This is a genomic window from Massilia sp., from assembly GCF_031995545.1.
Lineage (GTDB): Bacteria > Pseudomonadota > Gammaproteobacteria > Burkholderiales > Burkholderiaceae_D > Telluria.
In genome coordinates, this window is record NZ_DAMAGA010000001.1 from 377,342 (window position 1) to 392,933 (window position 15,592).

At 65.8% G+C, this 15,592-nt stretch carries 11 protein-coding genes and 1 pseudogene; 2 read left to right on the plus strand and 10 right to left on the minus strand.

The annotated features are described in order from the left end of the window. Positions 1–47 precede the first annotated feature (47 nt). The 4 genes from RTQ83_RS01730 to lptF all read right to left on the minus strand — a co-directional run bounded on the left by RTQ83_RS01730 (position 48) and on the right by lptF (position 5,147). Positions 48–2,252 (minus strand): DUF4214 domain-containing protein, encoded by a 2,205-nt coding sequence (locus tag RTQ83_RS01730; RefSeq protein ID WP_312510835.1) that lies wholly within the window; start codon positions 2,250–2,252, stop codon positions 48–50. 188 nt (positions 2,253–2,440) lie between these two features. After that, positions 2,441–2,809 carry a CbiX/SirB N-terminal domain-containing protein gene (locus RTQ83_RS01735; protein ID WP_312510836.1) on the minus strand — a complete coding sequence of 123 codons (369 nt, stop codon included), beginning with the start codon at positions 2,807–2,809 and terminating at the stop codon, positions 2,441–2,443. Continuing rightward, positions 2,809–3,993, minus strand: coding sequence for an LPS export ABC transporter permease LptG (lptG, locus tag RTQ83_RS01740; protein ID WP_312510837.1), 1,185 nt, complete (start codon positions 3,991–3,993; stop codon positions 2,809–2,811). The genes RTQ83_RS01735 and lptG overlap by 1 nt, the downstream gene beginning before the upstream one ends. After that, positions 3,990–5,147 carry an LPS export ABC transporter permease LptF gene (gene lptF, locus RTQ83_RS01745; RefSeq protein WP_312510838.1) on the minus strand — a complete coding sequence of 386 codons (1,158 nt, stop codon included), beginning with the start codon at positions 5,145–5,147 and terminating at the stop codon, positions 3,990–3,992. The genes lptG and lptF overlap by 4 nt, the downstream gene beginning before the upstream one ends. 63 nt (positions 5,148–5,210) lie before the next feature. Here lptF and RTQ83_RS01750 point away from each other — a divergent pair, with 63 nt between their 5' ends. Then, positions 5,211–6,713: a leucyl aminopeptidase gene (locus RTQ83_RS01750; RefSeq protein ID WP_312510839.1), complete on the plus strand. Its 1,503-nt coding sequence runs from the start codon at positions 5,211–5,213 to the stop codon at positions 6,711–6,713. A 124-nt stretch (positions 6,714–6,837) separates the two neighbouring features. Here the strand turns inward: RTQ83_RS01750 and RTQ83_RS01755 are convergent, their stop codons facing one another. From RTQ83_RS01755 to RTQ83_RS01765, 3 genes and pseudogenes are all read right to left on the minus strand, one after another. Further along, a complete protein-coding gene (locus RTQ83_RS01755) occupies positions 6,838–7,308 on the minus strand; it encodes a hypothetical protein (protein WP_312510840.1) in 471 nt (156 codons plus the stop codon). Positions 7,309–7,463: 155 nt separating this feature from the next. Further along, positions 7,464–7,646: pseudogene (locus tag RTQ83_RS01760) on the minus strand (DUF1653 domain-containing protein); the annotation flags it as partial. Between the two features lie 14 nt (positions 7,647–7,660). Then, positions 7,661–8,008, minus strand: coding sequence for a hypothetical protein (locus RTQ83_RS01765; protein WP_312510841.1), 348 nt, complete (start codon positions 8,006–8,008; stop codon positions 7,661–7,663). Positions 8,009–8,530: 522 nt separating this feature from the next. On the opposite strand from RTQ83_RS01765, the gene xth reads away from it, so the two are divergent. Further along, entirely contained in the window at positions 8,531–9,298 is a 768-nt protein-coding gene (gene xth / locus RTQ83_RS01770) for an exodeoxyribonuclease III (protein ID WP_312510842.1), read from the plus strand. A gap of 53 nt (positions 9,299–9,351) precedes the next feature. Here the strand turns inward: xth and RTQ83_RS01775 are convergent, their stop codons facing one another. From RTQ83_RS01775 to acnD, 3 genes are all read right to left on the minus strand, one after another. After that, on the minus strand, positions 9,352–11,616 hold the full coding sequence (locus RTQ83_RS01775; RefSeq protein WP_312510843.1) for an EAL domain-containing protein: 2,265 nt from the start codon (positions 11,614–11,616) through the stop codon (positions 9,352–9,354). A 130-nt stretch (positions 11,617–11,746) separates the two neighbouring features. Continuing rightward, positions 11,747–12,949 carry a 2-methylaconitate cis-trans isomerase PrpF gene (prpF, locus tag RTQ83_RS01780; protein ID WP_312510844.1) on the minus strand — a complete coding sequence of 401 codons (1,203 nt, stop codon included), beginning with the start codon at positions 12,947–12,949 and terminating at the stop codon, positions 11,747–11,749. Between the two features lie 20 nt (positions 12,950–12,969). Continuing rightward, positions 12,970–15,588: a Fe/S-dependent 2-methylisocitrate dehydratase AcnD gene (gene acnD / locus RTQ83_RS01785; RefSeq protein ID WP_312510845.1), complete on the minus strand. Its 2,619-nt coding sequence runs from the start codon at positions 15,586–15,588 to the stop codon at positions 12,970–12,972. Between the last annotated feature and the right edge of the window lie 4 nt (positions 15,589–15,592).

Sequence of the window (15,592 nt, forward strand, 5' to 3'; positions counted from 1 at the left end):
CTGCAGATGGAAGGTACCTTCCCGCAAGCGCCGCGGCGCCGATTGCTCTAGCCGATAAAATCGATCCCGTGCTGAATCAGGCCAATCACCTGCGCCTGATTTTCCGGGCTCTCGCTGAACTCCGCCAGCACGTGTTCGCGCGGGACATGTTCCCGCTCCAGCGCATGCAGCCAGAACTGGAAGCCCTGTGCGTCCGGGTCGCGATGCAAGGCATGCTGGTACAGCAGATCGAGAAACTGGGCGTCAGTGGTATGGCCGTGGCGCCCGATGAACTCGGGGCTGTCGACGAACCTGGCTGCGACGTGCTCCAGGCCTACTCCGTGATCAAGCGCATTGATCCAGAAACCCAGCCCGCTCAAGTCCGGCGCACGGTCGAAGGCCGCCTGGTACAGGCGATAGGCCTGGCCCGCGACACCATGGATGTCAAGCGCCACCGCGCCATCGTCGAAAGCGAGACGCTCGACACCGAGCAGCGTATCGACGCCACCATTTGCCGCCAGGTCGGTTACCGTGAAGCCGCACCCGACGGGATTCACGAGGAAGCCGTCCCTGGCGCCGCTGTAGACCACCTTGTCCATGCCGCCCCGTCCATCGATCACCTGGCTACCGGGGCCGGCGGTGAAGACATCGGTACCGGCGCTCCCCGACAGCGCTGGCGCAACGAAACCGCCCCCACCGCCAATCACACCCGAACCGGCGCCGGGCCGCGGCGCATCATCGGGAGGGGACGACGGATTATCCGGCATGGGTGTCGTGCTCAAATGCGTATCGCCGGCCAGCACTCTGGCTTCGACCTGCACCGATCCATCGGCCTGGATATCGAGCCAGGATAACGCGAAGCCGCCCCCGGCCAGCGCCGTCAGTACCGGACTGGCCTGGTCGCCCTGGCGATATTCGTTGACCGCGAACTCGCGCACATCGAGCGCCTCGCCCGCCGCATCGAAGCGGCGCGCGAAGATGCCGTTGCCGTCGAAGTCGCCGGCCTGCGACTGCCAGCCGATCACGAAGCCGCCATCGTCCAGCGCCGCCACGGTGGCGTCGTAGCGCCCGGCGCCGCCGTCGACGTTGGCCTGGGTCATGGCGCCCAGCGCGTGGCCGGCGGCGTCGTAGCGCTGGAAGAAGATGTCGCTCTGGGCGAAGCCATACGGCGAATTCAGGTAGCTGTCCCAGGCCACCACGTAGCCGCCATCGGCCAGCGCGGCGACGTGCGCCAGCGGCGCGGTGGTGGTGATGCTGGCGGCGTAGCCGTCGCCGCTGACCATGGTCGCCGCCTGCCCCGGTTGCGCGGTATAGACGTTGCCGTCGCCGATCTCGCCCCAGGCCACGACGAAGCCCGCGCCATGGGCGACGATGCTCGGGTCGTAGGCGCTGCCGAGGGCGCCGAAGGTTTGCTTGGTGCCCAACGGCGCGCCATCGGGACCGAACTGGCGCACCTGCACCTGGCCGTCGGCGCGCCAGGCCAGCGCGAACGAGCCGTCGGCCAGCACCGCGATGTCGGGCGTGGCGCTGTCGCCGGCCACGCCGGCATCGGCGAATTGCTGGGCGCCGGCGCTGCCATCGAGACCGACGATGCGATAGGCGATGTGGGCGGCGTCGCCGCTGCGTACGGTGTAGGCGACCACGAAGCGGCCGTCGTGCAGCGCGGCGACCGTGGGTTCGCCTTCGGCTGCGGCGTCCTGGCCGGACGTGACGGCGAAGGCGGCGCCGCGCGCGTTGCCTGCGGCGTCGCGCACCTGACCCCACAGCTGGCCGCCGTCGGTACCGGACGACTGCCACACGGTGACGAAGCCGCCGTCCTTCAGCGTCGCCATCGCCGGACTGGCGGTCGGACTGGCGGCGTGGCCGGCCGCGCCGAGCGCGAACTCGCTGCCGAAGCGATCCAGCTCTTTGGTGGCCCCCGCCTCCACCGTGTACACCAGGGTCTCGGCGATGCCGCGTCCCGCCAGTGGCTTGCCGTTGGCGTCGAGCTGGAAGTGGTCGTAGTAATGCACCGTGACCGTTACCGGCATGTCGGTCTGCAGCCTGGAGGCGTCCGCGATCAGCAGGCGCGCGCTGGTGTCGACCGCGGGATCGTAGTCGATCTTGAACAGGCCCGGACGCGACTGGGCGTCGATCACCCAGCGCCCGCCGGTGGCAAGGCCGCTGTCGATGGGACTGAGGGTGGCGGCGAGGTCGCCGCTGCGCAGGGTCGAGAACAGGGTGTCGCGGTCGTCGACGATGCCGACCGGGGCCAGATCAGGTTCGGTGTACATGGGATGAGTCCTGGGAAAATCGCGCCAGTGGCGCAAGAGGGTCAGGATCAATCATGCACGAGCTCACCTCATGCTTGAAGCATGAGGTGAATTTTATGCGGCAAAATGATACGGAACGAGTGTTAAATTAATACAAAATCACGATCAGCAAATGATCGTTTGCACGCGATGCTGGAATGGCAAATAGCCTATGCCAGGGAGGCGACGCAGTAGTCGGCCATGGCGCGCTGCACGCCCGCGTCTTCGCCGATGGCGCCGACCACATCCAGGCGCAAGCCCGGGTGCGCCGCGCGCAATTCGTCGGCCAGCGCCGGCAGGTCGCGCAGCAGGTGGCCGCCCTGCCCCAGGAACACCGGGACGACGGTGATCTCGCCGATGCCGCGCGCGACCATCGCGGCCGCGACTTCCGGCAGTCCGGGCGTCATCAGTTCGAGGAAGGCCAGCGCCACTTCGGCATCCGGCAGGCGCGCCGCCGTCTGCTCGCGCAGACGCTCGAACGGCGCGGCCCAACTAGCGGCGCGCGCGCCGTGCGCAAACAGAATCAGTCCACGTTTCATCAGCGCCTCTCCACCCACCACAGCGCAGCGAGCGCCATCAGCAGGAACAGCATGCTCGGCGCCACCGCGGTCAGGAAGGCCGGCAAGATCGTCAGCACGCCCAGGTGCGAGAACAGCGAGTTAATCAACAGGAAGCTCACGCCGATCATGATGCCGATGAAGATCTTCAGGCTGACGCCGCCGCTGCGGGTATGCAGGTAGGCGAACGGCAGCGCCAGCGCCATCAGCACGAAGATCGACAGCGGATCGATCAGCTTCTTCCAGAACGCGACCTTGAAGCGTTCGGTCTCCTGGCGGTTTTCGGCCAGGTGGCGCGTGTACACCGCCAGCTCCACCGCCGACATGCGTTCCGGGTCCGAGCGCGACACCGACAGGATGCGCGGCGTGATCTCGGAAGCCAGTTCGTAGGTGGCGAGCTTGCGTGTGCTGACCGCCGCCGTCTCTTGTCCGTAGGTGCTCTGGATGGTCTGGCCGGCCGGTACCGCGGAACCGGGCGCCGGCAGTTCGCGGCTGTTGGTGAACAGGGTTTCGCTGACATCCGACAGGCGCCAGGTGTTGTTGCCGCCGTAGCTGCCGCGCGCCGCCGTCACCAGCGAGCGAATGCGCATATTGTTGTCGAACTCGTAGAGGCGCACGTCTTCCAGCTGGCCGTCGGCCGCGATGCGGCGCACATTGAAGAAGCGCGAGCCGGTGATGCGGCCCTGCACGCCGTTTTCGTGCACGCTGTCCTTGGTCCACATGCCGGACCTGAATTCGGTCGACACCGAGCTGCCCTTGGCCGTCACGCGCATGCGCTCGGCTACCGGCGCCGTGCGCGGTGTAATCAGCTCGCCGAAGATGAAGGCGACGATGACGAACAGCGCGCCGATCTTGAACAGTATCCAGGCCGCCTGCCGGGTCGACATCGACGAGGCGCGCATGATGGTGAACTCGGAGCTGGCTGCGAACTGCGCCATCGTGTAGATGGTGCCGATCAGGGCCGCCACCGGCATCACCTGGTACACGTTGCCGGGCACCAGCAGCAGCACGTACAGGAAAGCGTGCTGGATGCCGAAGTCGTTCTTACCCACCGACGGCAGGATGCTGGTCAGGTCCATGAAGGCGACCAGCGCCAGGAAGGCGACCAATACAAAAGCCACTGCCTGGCAGATGTTGATGGTGAAGTAGCGATCGAGGATCTTCATTCTGCCTTGGCCTCCTCGCGTGCGGCGAGCGGCGCCTTGTTCAACAGGCGGCGGCGCTTGAAGGCATTGAACATGACCAGCGGGTGATAGCGATGGTTCACGTTCAGGCGCCAGGCGAACAGGCCGACGACGACCAGGATCGCGGCCAGGTGCAACGGCCACCAGCCCATCGCGAAGCTGATCTTGCCCTGCTTGACGCTGGCCTCGGACAGGCGCACCAGGTTGTTATAGGTGAAGAAGATCAGCAATGCCAGGATCATGTTGGCCGAGGAGCCGGCACGCGGATTGACGAAGCCGAGCGGGATGGCCAGGAGCATCAACACCAGGCAGGTGATCGGCGCGGCGATCCGCTGCAGCAGTTCGGCTTCCGAGAACCGGTTCGGCGCCGCCAGCAGCACCGGCGTCGAGAGCGCGGCGACCGGCACGTCGGCGCCCAGCACCGGCACCTGGGTCGCGACGCGCATGCTGTAGCGCTCGAACTCCATGGTCTGGAAGTCGGCCTGGCCCGGCACGCCCTCGTAGCGGCGGCCGTTGCTCAGGACCAGGAACTGGCCGCCCTTGCCGTCCGATTCGATCACGCCCTGCTTGGCCACCACCACCGAATGCTTGTTGCCGTCGGCGCTGTTGACGAACACGTTCTGCACCACGGTCGCGCCCTCGGTGCTGCGTTCGACGAAGAACACGCGGTCGTTCGAGCTCGATTCGCGGAACTGGCCCGGCGCCACGCGCTGCAGGTCTTCGCGTTTCTGGAAACGTTCGACGAATTCGGCGCTCTTCATCTTGGCCCATGGCGTGACCACCAGCGACAGTGTCGCCACCAGCGCCACCATCGGCAGGCCGAGCATCAAGACCGGACGGATCCACGCCACCAGCGACTGGCCCGAGGCGAACCACACCACCATTTCGGAATCGCGGTAGCTGCGCGTGACGGTGGCCACCACGGCGATGAAGCTGGTGAGGATCAGGATGATGGGCAGGAGCTCGGCGCTGCGGAATACGATCAGCGCCAGCACGTCGCCGGATGCCACCTTGCCGCCCGCGGCCCGGCCCAGGATGGCGATCAGGGTCCAGGTGACGAGGATGGAAAACAGCACCGTGAAAGTAGCGCCCGCGGCGCTCGCCAGTTCACGTTGCAGGGAACGTCGGAAAATCATTCAATAGAGTCGTTATAATTGCAGATTAGGCAGTCCGCCGCGAAAAACGAAACGGAGAACCAAATGGACTTTAGCATAAAAGCATTCGACACAAAAAACACCCTGGCCGCTGCGAAAACCGGCTGCCTGGCAGTGGCGGTGTTCGAGAACAAGAAACTGTCGGCTGCTGCACAAGCGCTGGACGCAAACGGTGCGATCAGCGCGGCGATCAAGTCGGGCGACATCAGCGGCAAGCCCGGTTCGACCCTGCTGCTGCGCGGCGTGGCCGGCATCACCGCGGCGCGCGTACTGCTGGTCGGCATGGGCGCTGACGACACCGTCACCGAGAAAAGCTTCAGCAGCGCCGTCAGCGCCACGCTGAAGGTGTTCGCCACCCTCGGTTCGAACGACGCCATTATCGCATTCCCGCTCGAGAGCGTGAAAGAGCGCGACGCAAACTGGGCGCTGCGCGCACTGGTGCTGGGCGCCAGCGAAGCCGAATTCCGTACCGACGGCCAGAAGAGCAAGAAAGATCCGGCCCTCACCGGCGTGCGCAAGATCGTGGTCGCCGCCCCTAGCGGTTCGGTCGGCAACATCGGCAAGAACGCCCTGGCCCAGGCCGCGGCGATCGCCAATGGCATGAACCTGACGCGCGAACTGGGCAACCTGTCGCCGAACGTCTGCACCCCGACTTTCCTGGCCAATACCGCGCGCAAGCTGGCCGACGACTACGGCTTCGACATCGAAGTGCTCGAACGTAAGCAGCTCGAAGCGCTGAAGATGGGCAGCTTCCTGTCGGTGGCCAAGGGCAGCGACGAAGCGCCGAAGTTCATCGTCCTCAAGCACAACGGCGGCAAGTCGAAAGACGCGCCGGTGGTGCTGGTCGGTAAGGGCATCACCTTCGACACCGGCGGCATTTCGCTGAAGCCCGGTCCTGGCATGGACGAGATGAAATACGATATGTGCGGCGCCGGTTCGGTGCTGGGCACCTTCCGCGCCATCGGCGAGATGGGTCTGAAGCTGAACGTGATCGGCATCGTGGCCGCCTGCGAAAACATGCCGTCGGGCCGCGCCTCGAAGCCGGGCGACATCGTCACCGCGATGAACGGCACCACCATCGAGATCCTGAATACCGATGCCGAAGGCCGCCTGATCCTGTGCGACGCCCTGAGCTACGCCGAGCGCTTCAAGCCGGCGGCGGTGGTCGACATCGCGACCCTGACCGGCGCCTGCATTGTGGCCCTGGGCCACCACACCAGCGGCCTGTTCACCCGCGACGACGCCGCGCACGACGCGCTGGCCGACGAGCTGCTGCAGGCCGGCAAGCAAGCCGGCGACGTGGCATGGCGCTTCCCGCTGGGCGAGATCTACAACGACCAGCTGAAGTCGAACTTCGCCGACCTGGCCAACATCGGCACCCCGGGCGCGGCCTCGATCACCGCGGCCTGCTTCCTGGAGAACTTCACCCGCAAGTACACCTGGGCCCACCTGGACATCGCCGGCACTGCCTGGAAATCGGGCGCGAACAAGGGCGCGACCGGCCGTCCGGTGCCGCTGCTGACGACGTTCCTGATGAACCGTGTGTGATTGATTGATCGGGCGGCATTTGCTGCCCGGTCGATTTATCAGTACAAAAAAGCCATCACCGCTCGCGCGCTGGTGGCTTTTCTTTCGGATGGCGATATGGGACCGACTGCAACGCCGGCGGCGTTCAGAACATCCGCGTCGCCACCGCATTTTCGCCTGACGGCGCCTGCCCGTCCTGCGCCTTCTGCCCCGGCTGCATCAACACCGTCAGCACCGCCGGATAGCCGTAGCCCGCGCCGGACTGGCGGTCGACGAAATAGCCGAGCCCGGCGCTGATCACCACATTGCCGATCAGGTTGGCGGTATCGAGCCGCGCCTGCACCAGTTCGGCGGCAACCGCCGTACCCTCTTTCTTGCAACTGACCGACAGTGGCTGCGCGCTGCGGGTAACGGTCACGCGACCCGGCGCGATTACGTACCAGCGGCCGCTGTCGTTGCTGAGAATGCACCCCACCCCGCCGATCTCGCGATGGTCGAGCACGGCATGCAGTTCGAGCTGCTGGACGGGAGAATCGGAAATGGTCGCGCACCCGCCCAGCAAGGTGGACAGGGAAACGGCTGCGGCGGCGACGTATGAGCGAAAGAGAAACGGCATGAGGACACCTGAATGCTGATGCTCCTTTAACGGCAGCATCGGGCGATTGCTGAAGGCGTCCGCGTGAAGTACGCGAATTACGTAAGCTGCGAGGTCGACTGGGAAGCCGGCTGCGTGGCAGCCGGCGCCGCGAACGGCCAGTCCGCCGGCGCGGCGACCGGCGCAAAGCGCGCCACTGCCGTGCCATCGATGTCGACGGTCTCGAAAAAGGCGGCGCGGGGGCGTACCCACACGGCGCCGTCGCGGCCGCGATAGACCATCACCGGGGTGTGGTCCGCCTCCAGCACTGCCTCGCAGACCAGCTCGTAGATGCCGCCCTTGTAGTGGCGGTAATGCATACGGCCGGCGTGGCTCAGACCTTTTCGGCCTCGGCCTTCTGCTTTTTCTTCAGGCCCTGGATGACCTTCAGCACGCCTTCCATGCCGGCGGTCTCGTCCAGTTCGCTGAATGCGTCCAGCACTTCGTTCAGCACGCGGTTGCGCACGGCTGCTTCGTCCGGCGCGATGGCCGGTTTCTGGTCGGCGTCCTTGGCGAACTTGGACGGCGCATCGGCCGCCGCTTTCGCGCCATGCGCCAACGCGGCCTGCCAGATTACCCAGCGGCGTTGGGTTTCAAAAACGAGGTATTCCTCGGGCTTGTCTTCGCGACGGCGAACGATGTGGCCTTCACGCTGGGCCCATGCTTCGAATGCACTGCGCATTTCTGTCCTTTTCAAATCTTGCGTTCGGATTATTAACTCGTGAAACCGAATATTTCACAATAGTACCACTACCGCACGTCGACTGGCCTCGACAACTGTGTGCGTATCGGGCTCTTCCCTCACGACACGCACATGGTACATCGAAAGTTGCACCTACGCAATTTTATTATTACCAGTAAGCAACAAATCTACCACAAGGTAAAGAAGGCGACCGCCTAACTCACGTTATAGTCCCGATAGCGATCCAGAGCAAAGTTTTTTGGCAGTCTGCTAACAAAATCGATTGCCAATCGTTGCGATTCTACCAACCCATTCGAAATATTACCAGAGGAACACAATACTCCATGCTGCTTCCGCTTGCTCGGGCTGCACTGACGGCGTGCCGCCAAGCGCTCCAACCGGCGTCAACTGAACCACGAAACACCTGCTACCCCCTATACTGTCGAGTTGGCAATTAGCAATATATCGCTTTACGCGCAGGCCGCTACTAGCATCACTCGTCCGTCAACGTAGAAGAACACCATGAAAATCGCAAGCTGGAATGTGAATTCCCTCAAAGTCCGCCTCTCCCACCTGCTGCAGTGGCTCGAAGCCAATCCTGTCGACGTGCTCTGCATCCAGGAAACCAAGCTCACCGACGACAAGTTCCCGGTGGCCGAGCTGAACGCGGCCGGCTACCAGGTCGCGTTCTCGGGCCAGAAGACCTATAACGGCGTCGCTATCCTTTCGAAGCTGCCGATCGAGGATGTGGTGAAGAACAATCCGCACTATGCCGACGAGCAGCAGCGCCTGCTGGCGGCGACCATTGGCGGCGTGCGCTTCATCTGCGCCTACGTGCCGAACGGACAGGAAGTCGGTTCCGACAAGTATGGCTACAAGCTGGGCTGGCTGGAGGCGCTGCAGACCTGGGTGGCGGCCGAGATGGCGGCGCATCCGCAGTTCGCGATCCTGGGCGACTACAACATCGCGCCGGAAGACCGCGACGTGCACGATCCGGCAGAATGGGAAGGCCGCATTCACTGCTCGGTACCTGAACGCGCGGCGCTGCAGTCGCTGATGGGGCTGGGGCTGGCCGATGCGTTCCGCCTGTTCGAGCAGCCAGAGAAGCAGTACAGCTGGTGGGATTACCGGCAGATGGCGTTCCGCCGCAACCGGGGGCTGCGCATCGATCACATTCTGCTCTCCAGCGCGCTAGCGAAGCGTTGCACCGCCTGCGTCATCGACCGCGATACGCGCAAGTGGGAGCAGCCGTCGGATCATGCGCCGGTGGTGGCGATCCTCGAGGATTGAGCGGCGACGCACGCACTGTTTGAACGCGTTGGCGGCAGAGCCACCAACGCTCCCTACCCCGCCAGCAAACGCCCCACCTGCGCTGCCGGCAACGGCCGCGCAAACAGATACCCCTGCGCGAACTGGCAGCCGAACGACCGCAGCAAGGCATACTGCCCCTCAGTCTCGACACCCTCGGCCACCACCGACAGTTGCAGGCTGTTGGCCAGCGCCATCACCGCCGCCACGATGGCGCGGTCCTCGGCGCTGCCTTCGAGCTCACGCACGAAGGCGCGGTCGATCTTGATCTTCCTGACCGGGAAGCGCTTCAGGTAAGCCAGGCTCGAATAGCCGGTGCCGAAGTCGTCGATCGACAGGCACATCCCCATCGCCTTGATCTGGCGGAGAATGTCGAGCGTCTGGCCGCCGTGCTGCATCAGCGCAGTCTCGGTGATCTCGAATTCCACCAGCGCCGGATCGATGCCGCTGTCCTCGATGCTGGCGCGGATCGAATCGACCAGGCCCTGGTGCATGAACTGGCGCGCCGACAGGTTGATCGCCAGCGGTACCACGTCCAGCCCCTCGCTCTGCCACGCCACGTTCTGGGCGCAGGCGCTGCGGATCACCCACTCGCCGACCGCCACGATGGTGCCGTTTTCTTCCAGGATCGGGATGAATTCGTCCGGCCCCACCAGTTCGCCGCCACCCTCGTTGTCCTTGCCGCGCCGCCAGCGCAGCAGCACTTCCAGCGCGCGCGGGCGACGCGTGACGGTGCACATGATCGGCTGGTAGTGCAGCTCGAATTCGTCGCGCGCCAGCGCGCCGCGCAGGCTGGTCTCGAGTTCGAAGTGGCGCGCCGCGGCCTGGTTCATGCGCTCGGTGAAGAACTGGTAGTTGTTGCGGCCGGCCGCCTTGGCCTGATACATGGCGGCGTCGGCGTGGCGCATCAGGGTCTCCACATCGAGGCCGTCGTCCGGATACACGCAGATCCCGATCGAGGGCGAGATGTGCAGGCTGTGGCCCTCGATCTGGCACGGAGACGCCAGCGCGTCGATGATGCGCTCGCCCACGCGGCGGCATTCGGCGCTGCCGTTCACTTCGGGCAGCAGTACCACGAATTCGTCGCCACCCAGGCGCGCCACGGTGTCGGTGGGCCCGACCGCCGCCACCAGGCGCGTGGCGACGTCGCGCAGCAGGCGGTCGCCCACCATGTGGCCGAGCGAATCGTTGATGTTCTTGAAGCGGTCCAGGTCGAGGAACATCAGCGCCAGCTTGCAGCCGCTGCCACCATTGCCCTGCCTGGCGGCGCGCATCGCCGCGTCCAGCCGCTCGGACAGCAGCGCGCGGTTGGGCAGCCCGGTCAGGCTGTCGTGGTAGGCCATGTGGTGCACGCGCGCCTCGGCCTGGCGCCGCTCGTTGATCTCCTCCTGCAGCAGCGCGTTGGCGCCGGCCAGTTCCGCGGTGCGCTCGGCGACCCGCACTTCGAGTTCGTCGCGCGCGCGCCGGATCGCGTCGGCCGCTTCCAGCAGCGAACGCTGGTCGGCCTGTTCGCGGGTACGGTCTTCCAGCATCCAGATGGTGCCCTTGCCAGGGTCCTGCGGATTGACCTGGTAGCCGATCATCTGAACCCAGGCGCGCGCGCCGTCCTTGCGCACGAGCGTGGTCTCGGTGCGAAACGGCAGGCCGTGCGCCAGCTGCGGATAAGCCTCGGCGCCCAGGTCGTCGTACGCTTGCTGGTCCGGATACAGGATGCGGGTCGAGGCACCCAGCGCAGCATCCAGCCCATAGCCGAACATGGCGCAGAACGCCGGGTTGGCGCGCCGGATCGTGCGCTCGCGGGTGAACATGATGCCGATCGTGGCGTTGGTCATGATCGCCTGCATTTCATCGGTTGCGCGGCGCGCATCGGTCACGTCCTCGACGATCCAGATGGTGCCGGCGGCGCGGTTGCCCGGTTCCACCGCGCAGCCGCGCAGGCGCGCCCAGAAGGTGCTGCCGTCGCGGCGCCGGAACTGCTGCTCTTCTTTTTCAAACAGGCCGCCGCCGAGCAGCACCGGCATCGCCTCGGCGATCAGCTGCTGGTAGGCTTCGAGCGAGGAAAACACCTGCATCGGCGTCAGGCTGTCCAGTTCTTCCTGGGCGTAGCCGAACATCTCGCCCAGGCGCGGGTTGAAGGTATTGATCTGGTCGGGCTGGGTGACCACGATCCCGACCGGGGCGTTCTGGAAGATCGCGCGCTGCTCGAGCGCCGTGCGCGATGGAGCGGACGCGCCGTCGGCGGGTGCGCGCACGGGGCTGTCCGCCGCGCGCGCAGGCCTTGCTTGGGTGAGGTCGTCCATCGGTGCCCGCTGCTGGTGAGTAGAAGTTTCTGGACGGCAATCATAACCCGAAAAACCGCAACCGCTCCAGCCTGGCACGGTTGAAACCCGGCAGAAACCCGACAAGGTGTGGCGGCCGCACCCGATAACGCTAGAAAGCGTCGCCCGGCACCCGCACCCAGCCTTCCATCAGCACGCGCGCGCTGCGGCTCATCACCGCCTTGTTGACGACCCAGACACCGCCTTCCTCGCGTGCCTCGGCGCCGACGCGCAAGGTGCCGGACGGGTGGCCGAAGCGCACTGCATCACGCTTTGCATCGCTTCCACTACCAGCTGCCAGGTTGACCAGGGTGCCGGGGATCGCCGCCGCGGTGCCGATCGCCACTGCCGCGGTGCCCATCATCGCATGGTGCAGCTTGCCCATCGACAGCGCGCGCACCAGCAGGTCGATCTCGCCGGCGGCGACCTGGCGCCCGCTCGAGGTGACGTAATTGGCGGCCTTGGCGACGAACGCCACCTTCGGCGTGTGCTGGCGCTTGGCCGCATCCTGCACGCTGTCAATCAGGCCCATGCGCAAGGCACCATGGGCGCGGATGGTCTCGAACATGGCCAGCGCGCGCGGGTCGCCGTTGACCGCGTCCTGCAGCTCGGTGCCGTCGTAGCCGATGGCGCCGGCCTCCACGAAGATGGTCGGGATGCCGGCATTGATCATGGTGGCGCGCAGCGTGCCCACGCCCGGCACTTCCAGTTCGTCGACCAGGTTCCCGGTCGGGAACATGGCGCCGCCGCCCTCGCCTTCTTCCTCGGCCGCCGGGTCCATGAATTCGAGCTGCACCTCGGCTGCCGCGAAAGTCACGCCGTCGAGTTCGAAGTCTCCGGTTTCCTGCACCTCGCCATTCGTCATCGGTACGTGAGCGACGATGGTCTTGCCGATATTGGCCTGCCAAATGCGTACCACGGCCACGCCGTCCTGCGGCACCTTCGCCGCGTCGATCAGGCCGGAGGCGATCGCGAACGGGCCGACCGCCGACGCTAGATTCCCGCAGTTACCGCTCCAGTCGACGAACGGCTTGTCGATCGAGACCTGGCCGAACAGGTAGTCGACGTCGTGATCGGGGCGCGTGCTGGGCGCGACGATCACGGCCTTGCTGGTGCTCGATGTGGCGCCGCCCATGCCGTCGATCTGCTTGCCGTAGGGGTCGGGGGAGCCGATTACACGCAGCAGCAGCGCGTCGCGCGCGGGGCCAGGGACGCGCGCGGATTCGGGCAGGTCGTCGAGGCGGAAGAAGACGCCTTTGCTGGTGCCGCCGCGCATGTAGGTGGCGGGGATCCTGATTTGGGGTGGTTGGGGCATGGTGGTGGTATCCCTTGCTGTCACGCCGCGGCCCTGGATGCCGACGATTCGAGGAAGTCCTGCGCGAAGCGCTGCAGCACGCCGCCCGCCTCATAGATCGCGACTTCTTCGGCGGTGTCCAGGCGGCAGGTCACCGGCACCTCGAGCGTCTCGCCGCTGCGGCGCCGGATCACCAGCGTCAGCTCGGCGCGCGGGGTACGCGCGCCGAGCACGTCGAAGGTCTCGCTGCCGTCGATGCCCAGGCTCAGGCGGTTCACACCCGGCTTGAACTCGAGCGGCAGCACGCCCATGCCGACCAGGTTGGTGCGGTGGATGCGCTCGAAGCCTTCGGCCACGATCGCTTCCACACCCGCCAGGCGCACGCCCTTGGCCGCCCAGTCACGCGAGGAACCCTGGCCGTAGTCGGCGCCGGCGATGACGATCAGCGGCTGTTTACGTTCCATGTAGTGCTCGATCGCTTCCCACATACGCGTGACCTGGCCCGACGGCTCGATGCGCGCCAGCGAACCGGCGATGACGTTGCCGGCCGCGTCGCGCACCATCTCGTTCTTCAAGGTCGGATTGGCGAAGGTGGCGCGCTGCGCGGTCAGGTGGTCGCCGCGGTGAGTGGCGTAGGAGTTGAAGTCTTCTTCCGGCAGGCCCATCTTGGCCAAATATTCGCCAGCGGCCGAGTCGAGCAGGATCGCGTTCGACGGCGACAGGTGGTCGGTGGTGATGTTGTCGCCCAGGACCGCCAGCGGACGCATGTTGGCCAGGGTACGCTCGCCGGCCAGCGCGCCTTCCCAGTACGGCGGGCGGCGGATGTAGGTGCTCTGTGGACGCCAGTCGTACAGCGGGCTGACCGACGCGCCATCGTCCACCACACGTGCGAACATCGGCGTGTACACCTTGCGGAACTGCTCCGGCTTGACGCTGGCCGCCACCACGGCGTCGATCTCTTCGTCCGATGGCCACAGGTCGGCCAGGCGGATCTCCCTGCCGTCGGCGCCCACGCCCAGCACGTCCTTCTCGATGTCGAACCGGATGGTGCCGGCGATCGCATACGCCACGACCAGCGCCGGCGAAGCCAGGAAGGCCTGCTTGGCGTAGGGGTGGATGCGGCCGTCGAAATTGCGGTTGCCCGACAGGACGGCGGTCGCGTACAGGTCGCGTTCGACGATCTCTTGCTGGATGCTTGGGTCGAGCGCGCCGCTCATGCCGTTGCAGGTGGTGCAGGCGAAAGCGACCACGCCGAAGCCGAGTTGCTCCAGTTCCGGCGTCAGGCCGGCTTCGTCCAGGTACAGGGCGACGGCCTTCGAGCCCGGCGCCAGCGAGCTTTTCACCCACGGCTTGCGGGCCAGGCCGAGGCGGTTGGCGTTACGCGCCAGCAGGCCGGCGGCGACCATATTGCGGGGATTATTCGTGTTGGTGCAGCTGGTGATGGCGGCGATGATCACCGCTCCGTCCGGCATCAGGCCCGGCTCGTTTTCCACCCGGTTTTCGGCCGAGTAGGCAATGCCGCGCGCGGCCAGTTCCGAAGTCGGCACACGCTTGTGCGGGTTCGACGGGCCGGCGATGTTGCGCACCACGCTGGATAAGTCGAACGACAGCGTGCGTTCGTACTCGGCATTCGCCAGGCTGTCGGCCCACAGGCCGGCTTCTTTCGCATAGGTCTCGACCAGGTGCACGGTCTCGTCCTCGCGGCCGGTCAGGCGCAGATACTTGATGGTCTGCTCGTCGATGTAGAACATGGCGGCGGTGGCGCCGAATTCGGGCGCCATGTTCGAGATCGTGGCGCGGTCGCCCAGCGTGAGACTGGCGGCGCCTTCGCCGTAGAACTCCAGGTAGCTCGACACGACCTTCGATGCGCGCAGGAATTCGGTCAGCGCCAGCACGATGTCGGTGGCGGTGATGCCGGGCTGCGGTTTGCCGGTGAGTTCGACGCCGATGATGTCGGGCAGGCGCATCCAGGAGGCGCGGCCCAGCATCACGCTTTCGGCTTCCAGCCCGCCGACGCCGATCGCGATCACGCCCAGCGCGTCGACCATCGGGGTGTGCGAGTCGGTGCCAACCAGGGTGTCCGGATAGGCCACCCCATTCTCGACCTGGATCACGGGCGACATGCGCTCGAGGTTAATCTGGTGCAGGATGCCGTTCCCGGGCGGGATCACGTCGACGTTGCGGAACGCCTTCTTGGTCCAGTCGATGAAGTGGAACCGGTCTTCGTTGCGGCGGTCTTCGATGGCGCGGTTCTTGGTGAAGGCGTCGGGATCGAAGCCGCCGCATTCGACCGCCAGCGAGTGGTCGACCACCAGTTGGGTCGGCACCACCGGATTGACCAGCGCCGGGTCGCCGCCCTGGGCCGCGATGGCGTCGCGCAGGCCAGCCAGGTCGACCAGCGCGGTCTGGCCGAGGATGTCGTGGCAGACTACGCGCGCGGGGAACCAGGGGAAGTCGAGGTCGCGCTTGCGTTCGATGATTTGCTTCAGGGCGTCGGTCATCGTGGCCGGGTCGCAGCGGCGGACCAGGTTTTCAGCCAGCACGCGCGAAGTGTAAGGTAAGGTGTCCCACGCGCCGGGTTGAATGGTATCGACGGCGAAGCGCGTGTCGAAATAATCCAGGCTGGTGCCGGGCAAGGGTTTGCGGTGATTGCTGTTCATGATG

Bases quoted from the DNA above. Each gene is read 5' to 3' on its own strand.
- prpF (WP_312510844.1), bottom strand. From the start codon at position 12,949: ATGCCCCAACCACCCCAAATCAGGATCCCCGCCACCTACATGCGCGGC.
- RTQ83_RS01775 (WP_312510843.1), bottom strand. From the start codon at position 11,616: ATGGACGACCTCACCCAAGCAAGGCCTGCGCGCGCGGCGGACAGCCCC.
- RTQ83_RS01755 (WP_312510840.1), bottom strand. From the start codon at position 7,308: ATGCCGTTTCTCTTTCGCTCATACGTCGCCGCCGCAGCCGTTTCCCTG.
- xth (WP_312510842.1), top strand. From the start codon at position 8,531: ATGAAAATCGCAAGCTGGAATGTGAATTCCCTCAAAGTCCGCCTCTCC.
- lptF (WP_312510838.1), bottom strand. From the start codon at position 5,147: ATGATTTTCCGACGTTCCCTGCAACGTGAACTGGCGAGCGCCGCGGGC.
- lptG (WP_312510837.1), bottom strand. From the start codon at position 3,993: ATGAAGATCCTCGATCGCTACTTCACCATCAACATCTGCCAGGCAGTG.
- RTQ83_RS01765 (WP_312510841.1), bottom strand. From the start codon at position 8,008: ATGCGCAGTGCATTCGAAGCATGGGCCCAGCGTGAAGGCCACATCGTT.
- RTQ83_RS01735 (WP_312510836.1), bottom strand. From the start codon at position 2,809: ATGAAACGTGGACTGATTCTGTTTGCGCACGGCGCGCGCGCCGCTAGT.
- RTQ83_RS01730 (WP_312510835.1), bottom strand. From the start codon at position 2,252: ATGTACACCGAACCTGATCTGGCCCCGGTCGGCATCGTCGACGACCGC.
- acnD (WP_312510845.1), bottom strand. From the start codon at position 15,588: ATGAACAGCAATCACCGCAAACCCTTGCCCGGCACCAGCCTGGATTAT.
- RTQ83_RS01750 (WP_312510839.1), top strand. From the start codon at position 5,211: ATGGACTTTAGCATAAAAGCATTCGACACAAAAAACACCCTGGCCGCT.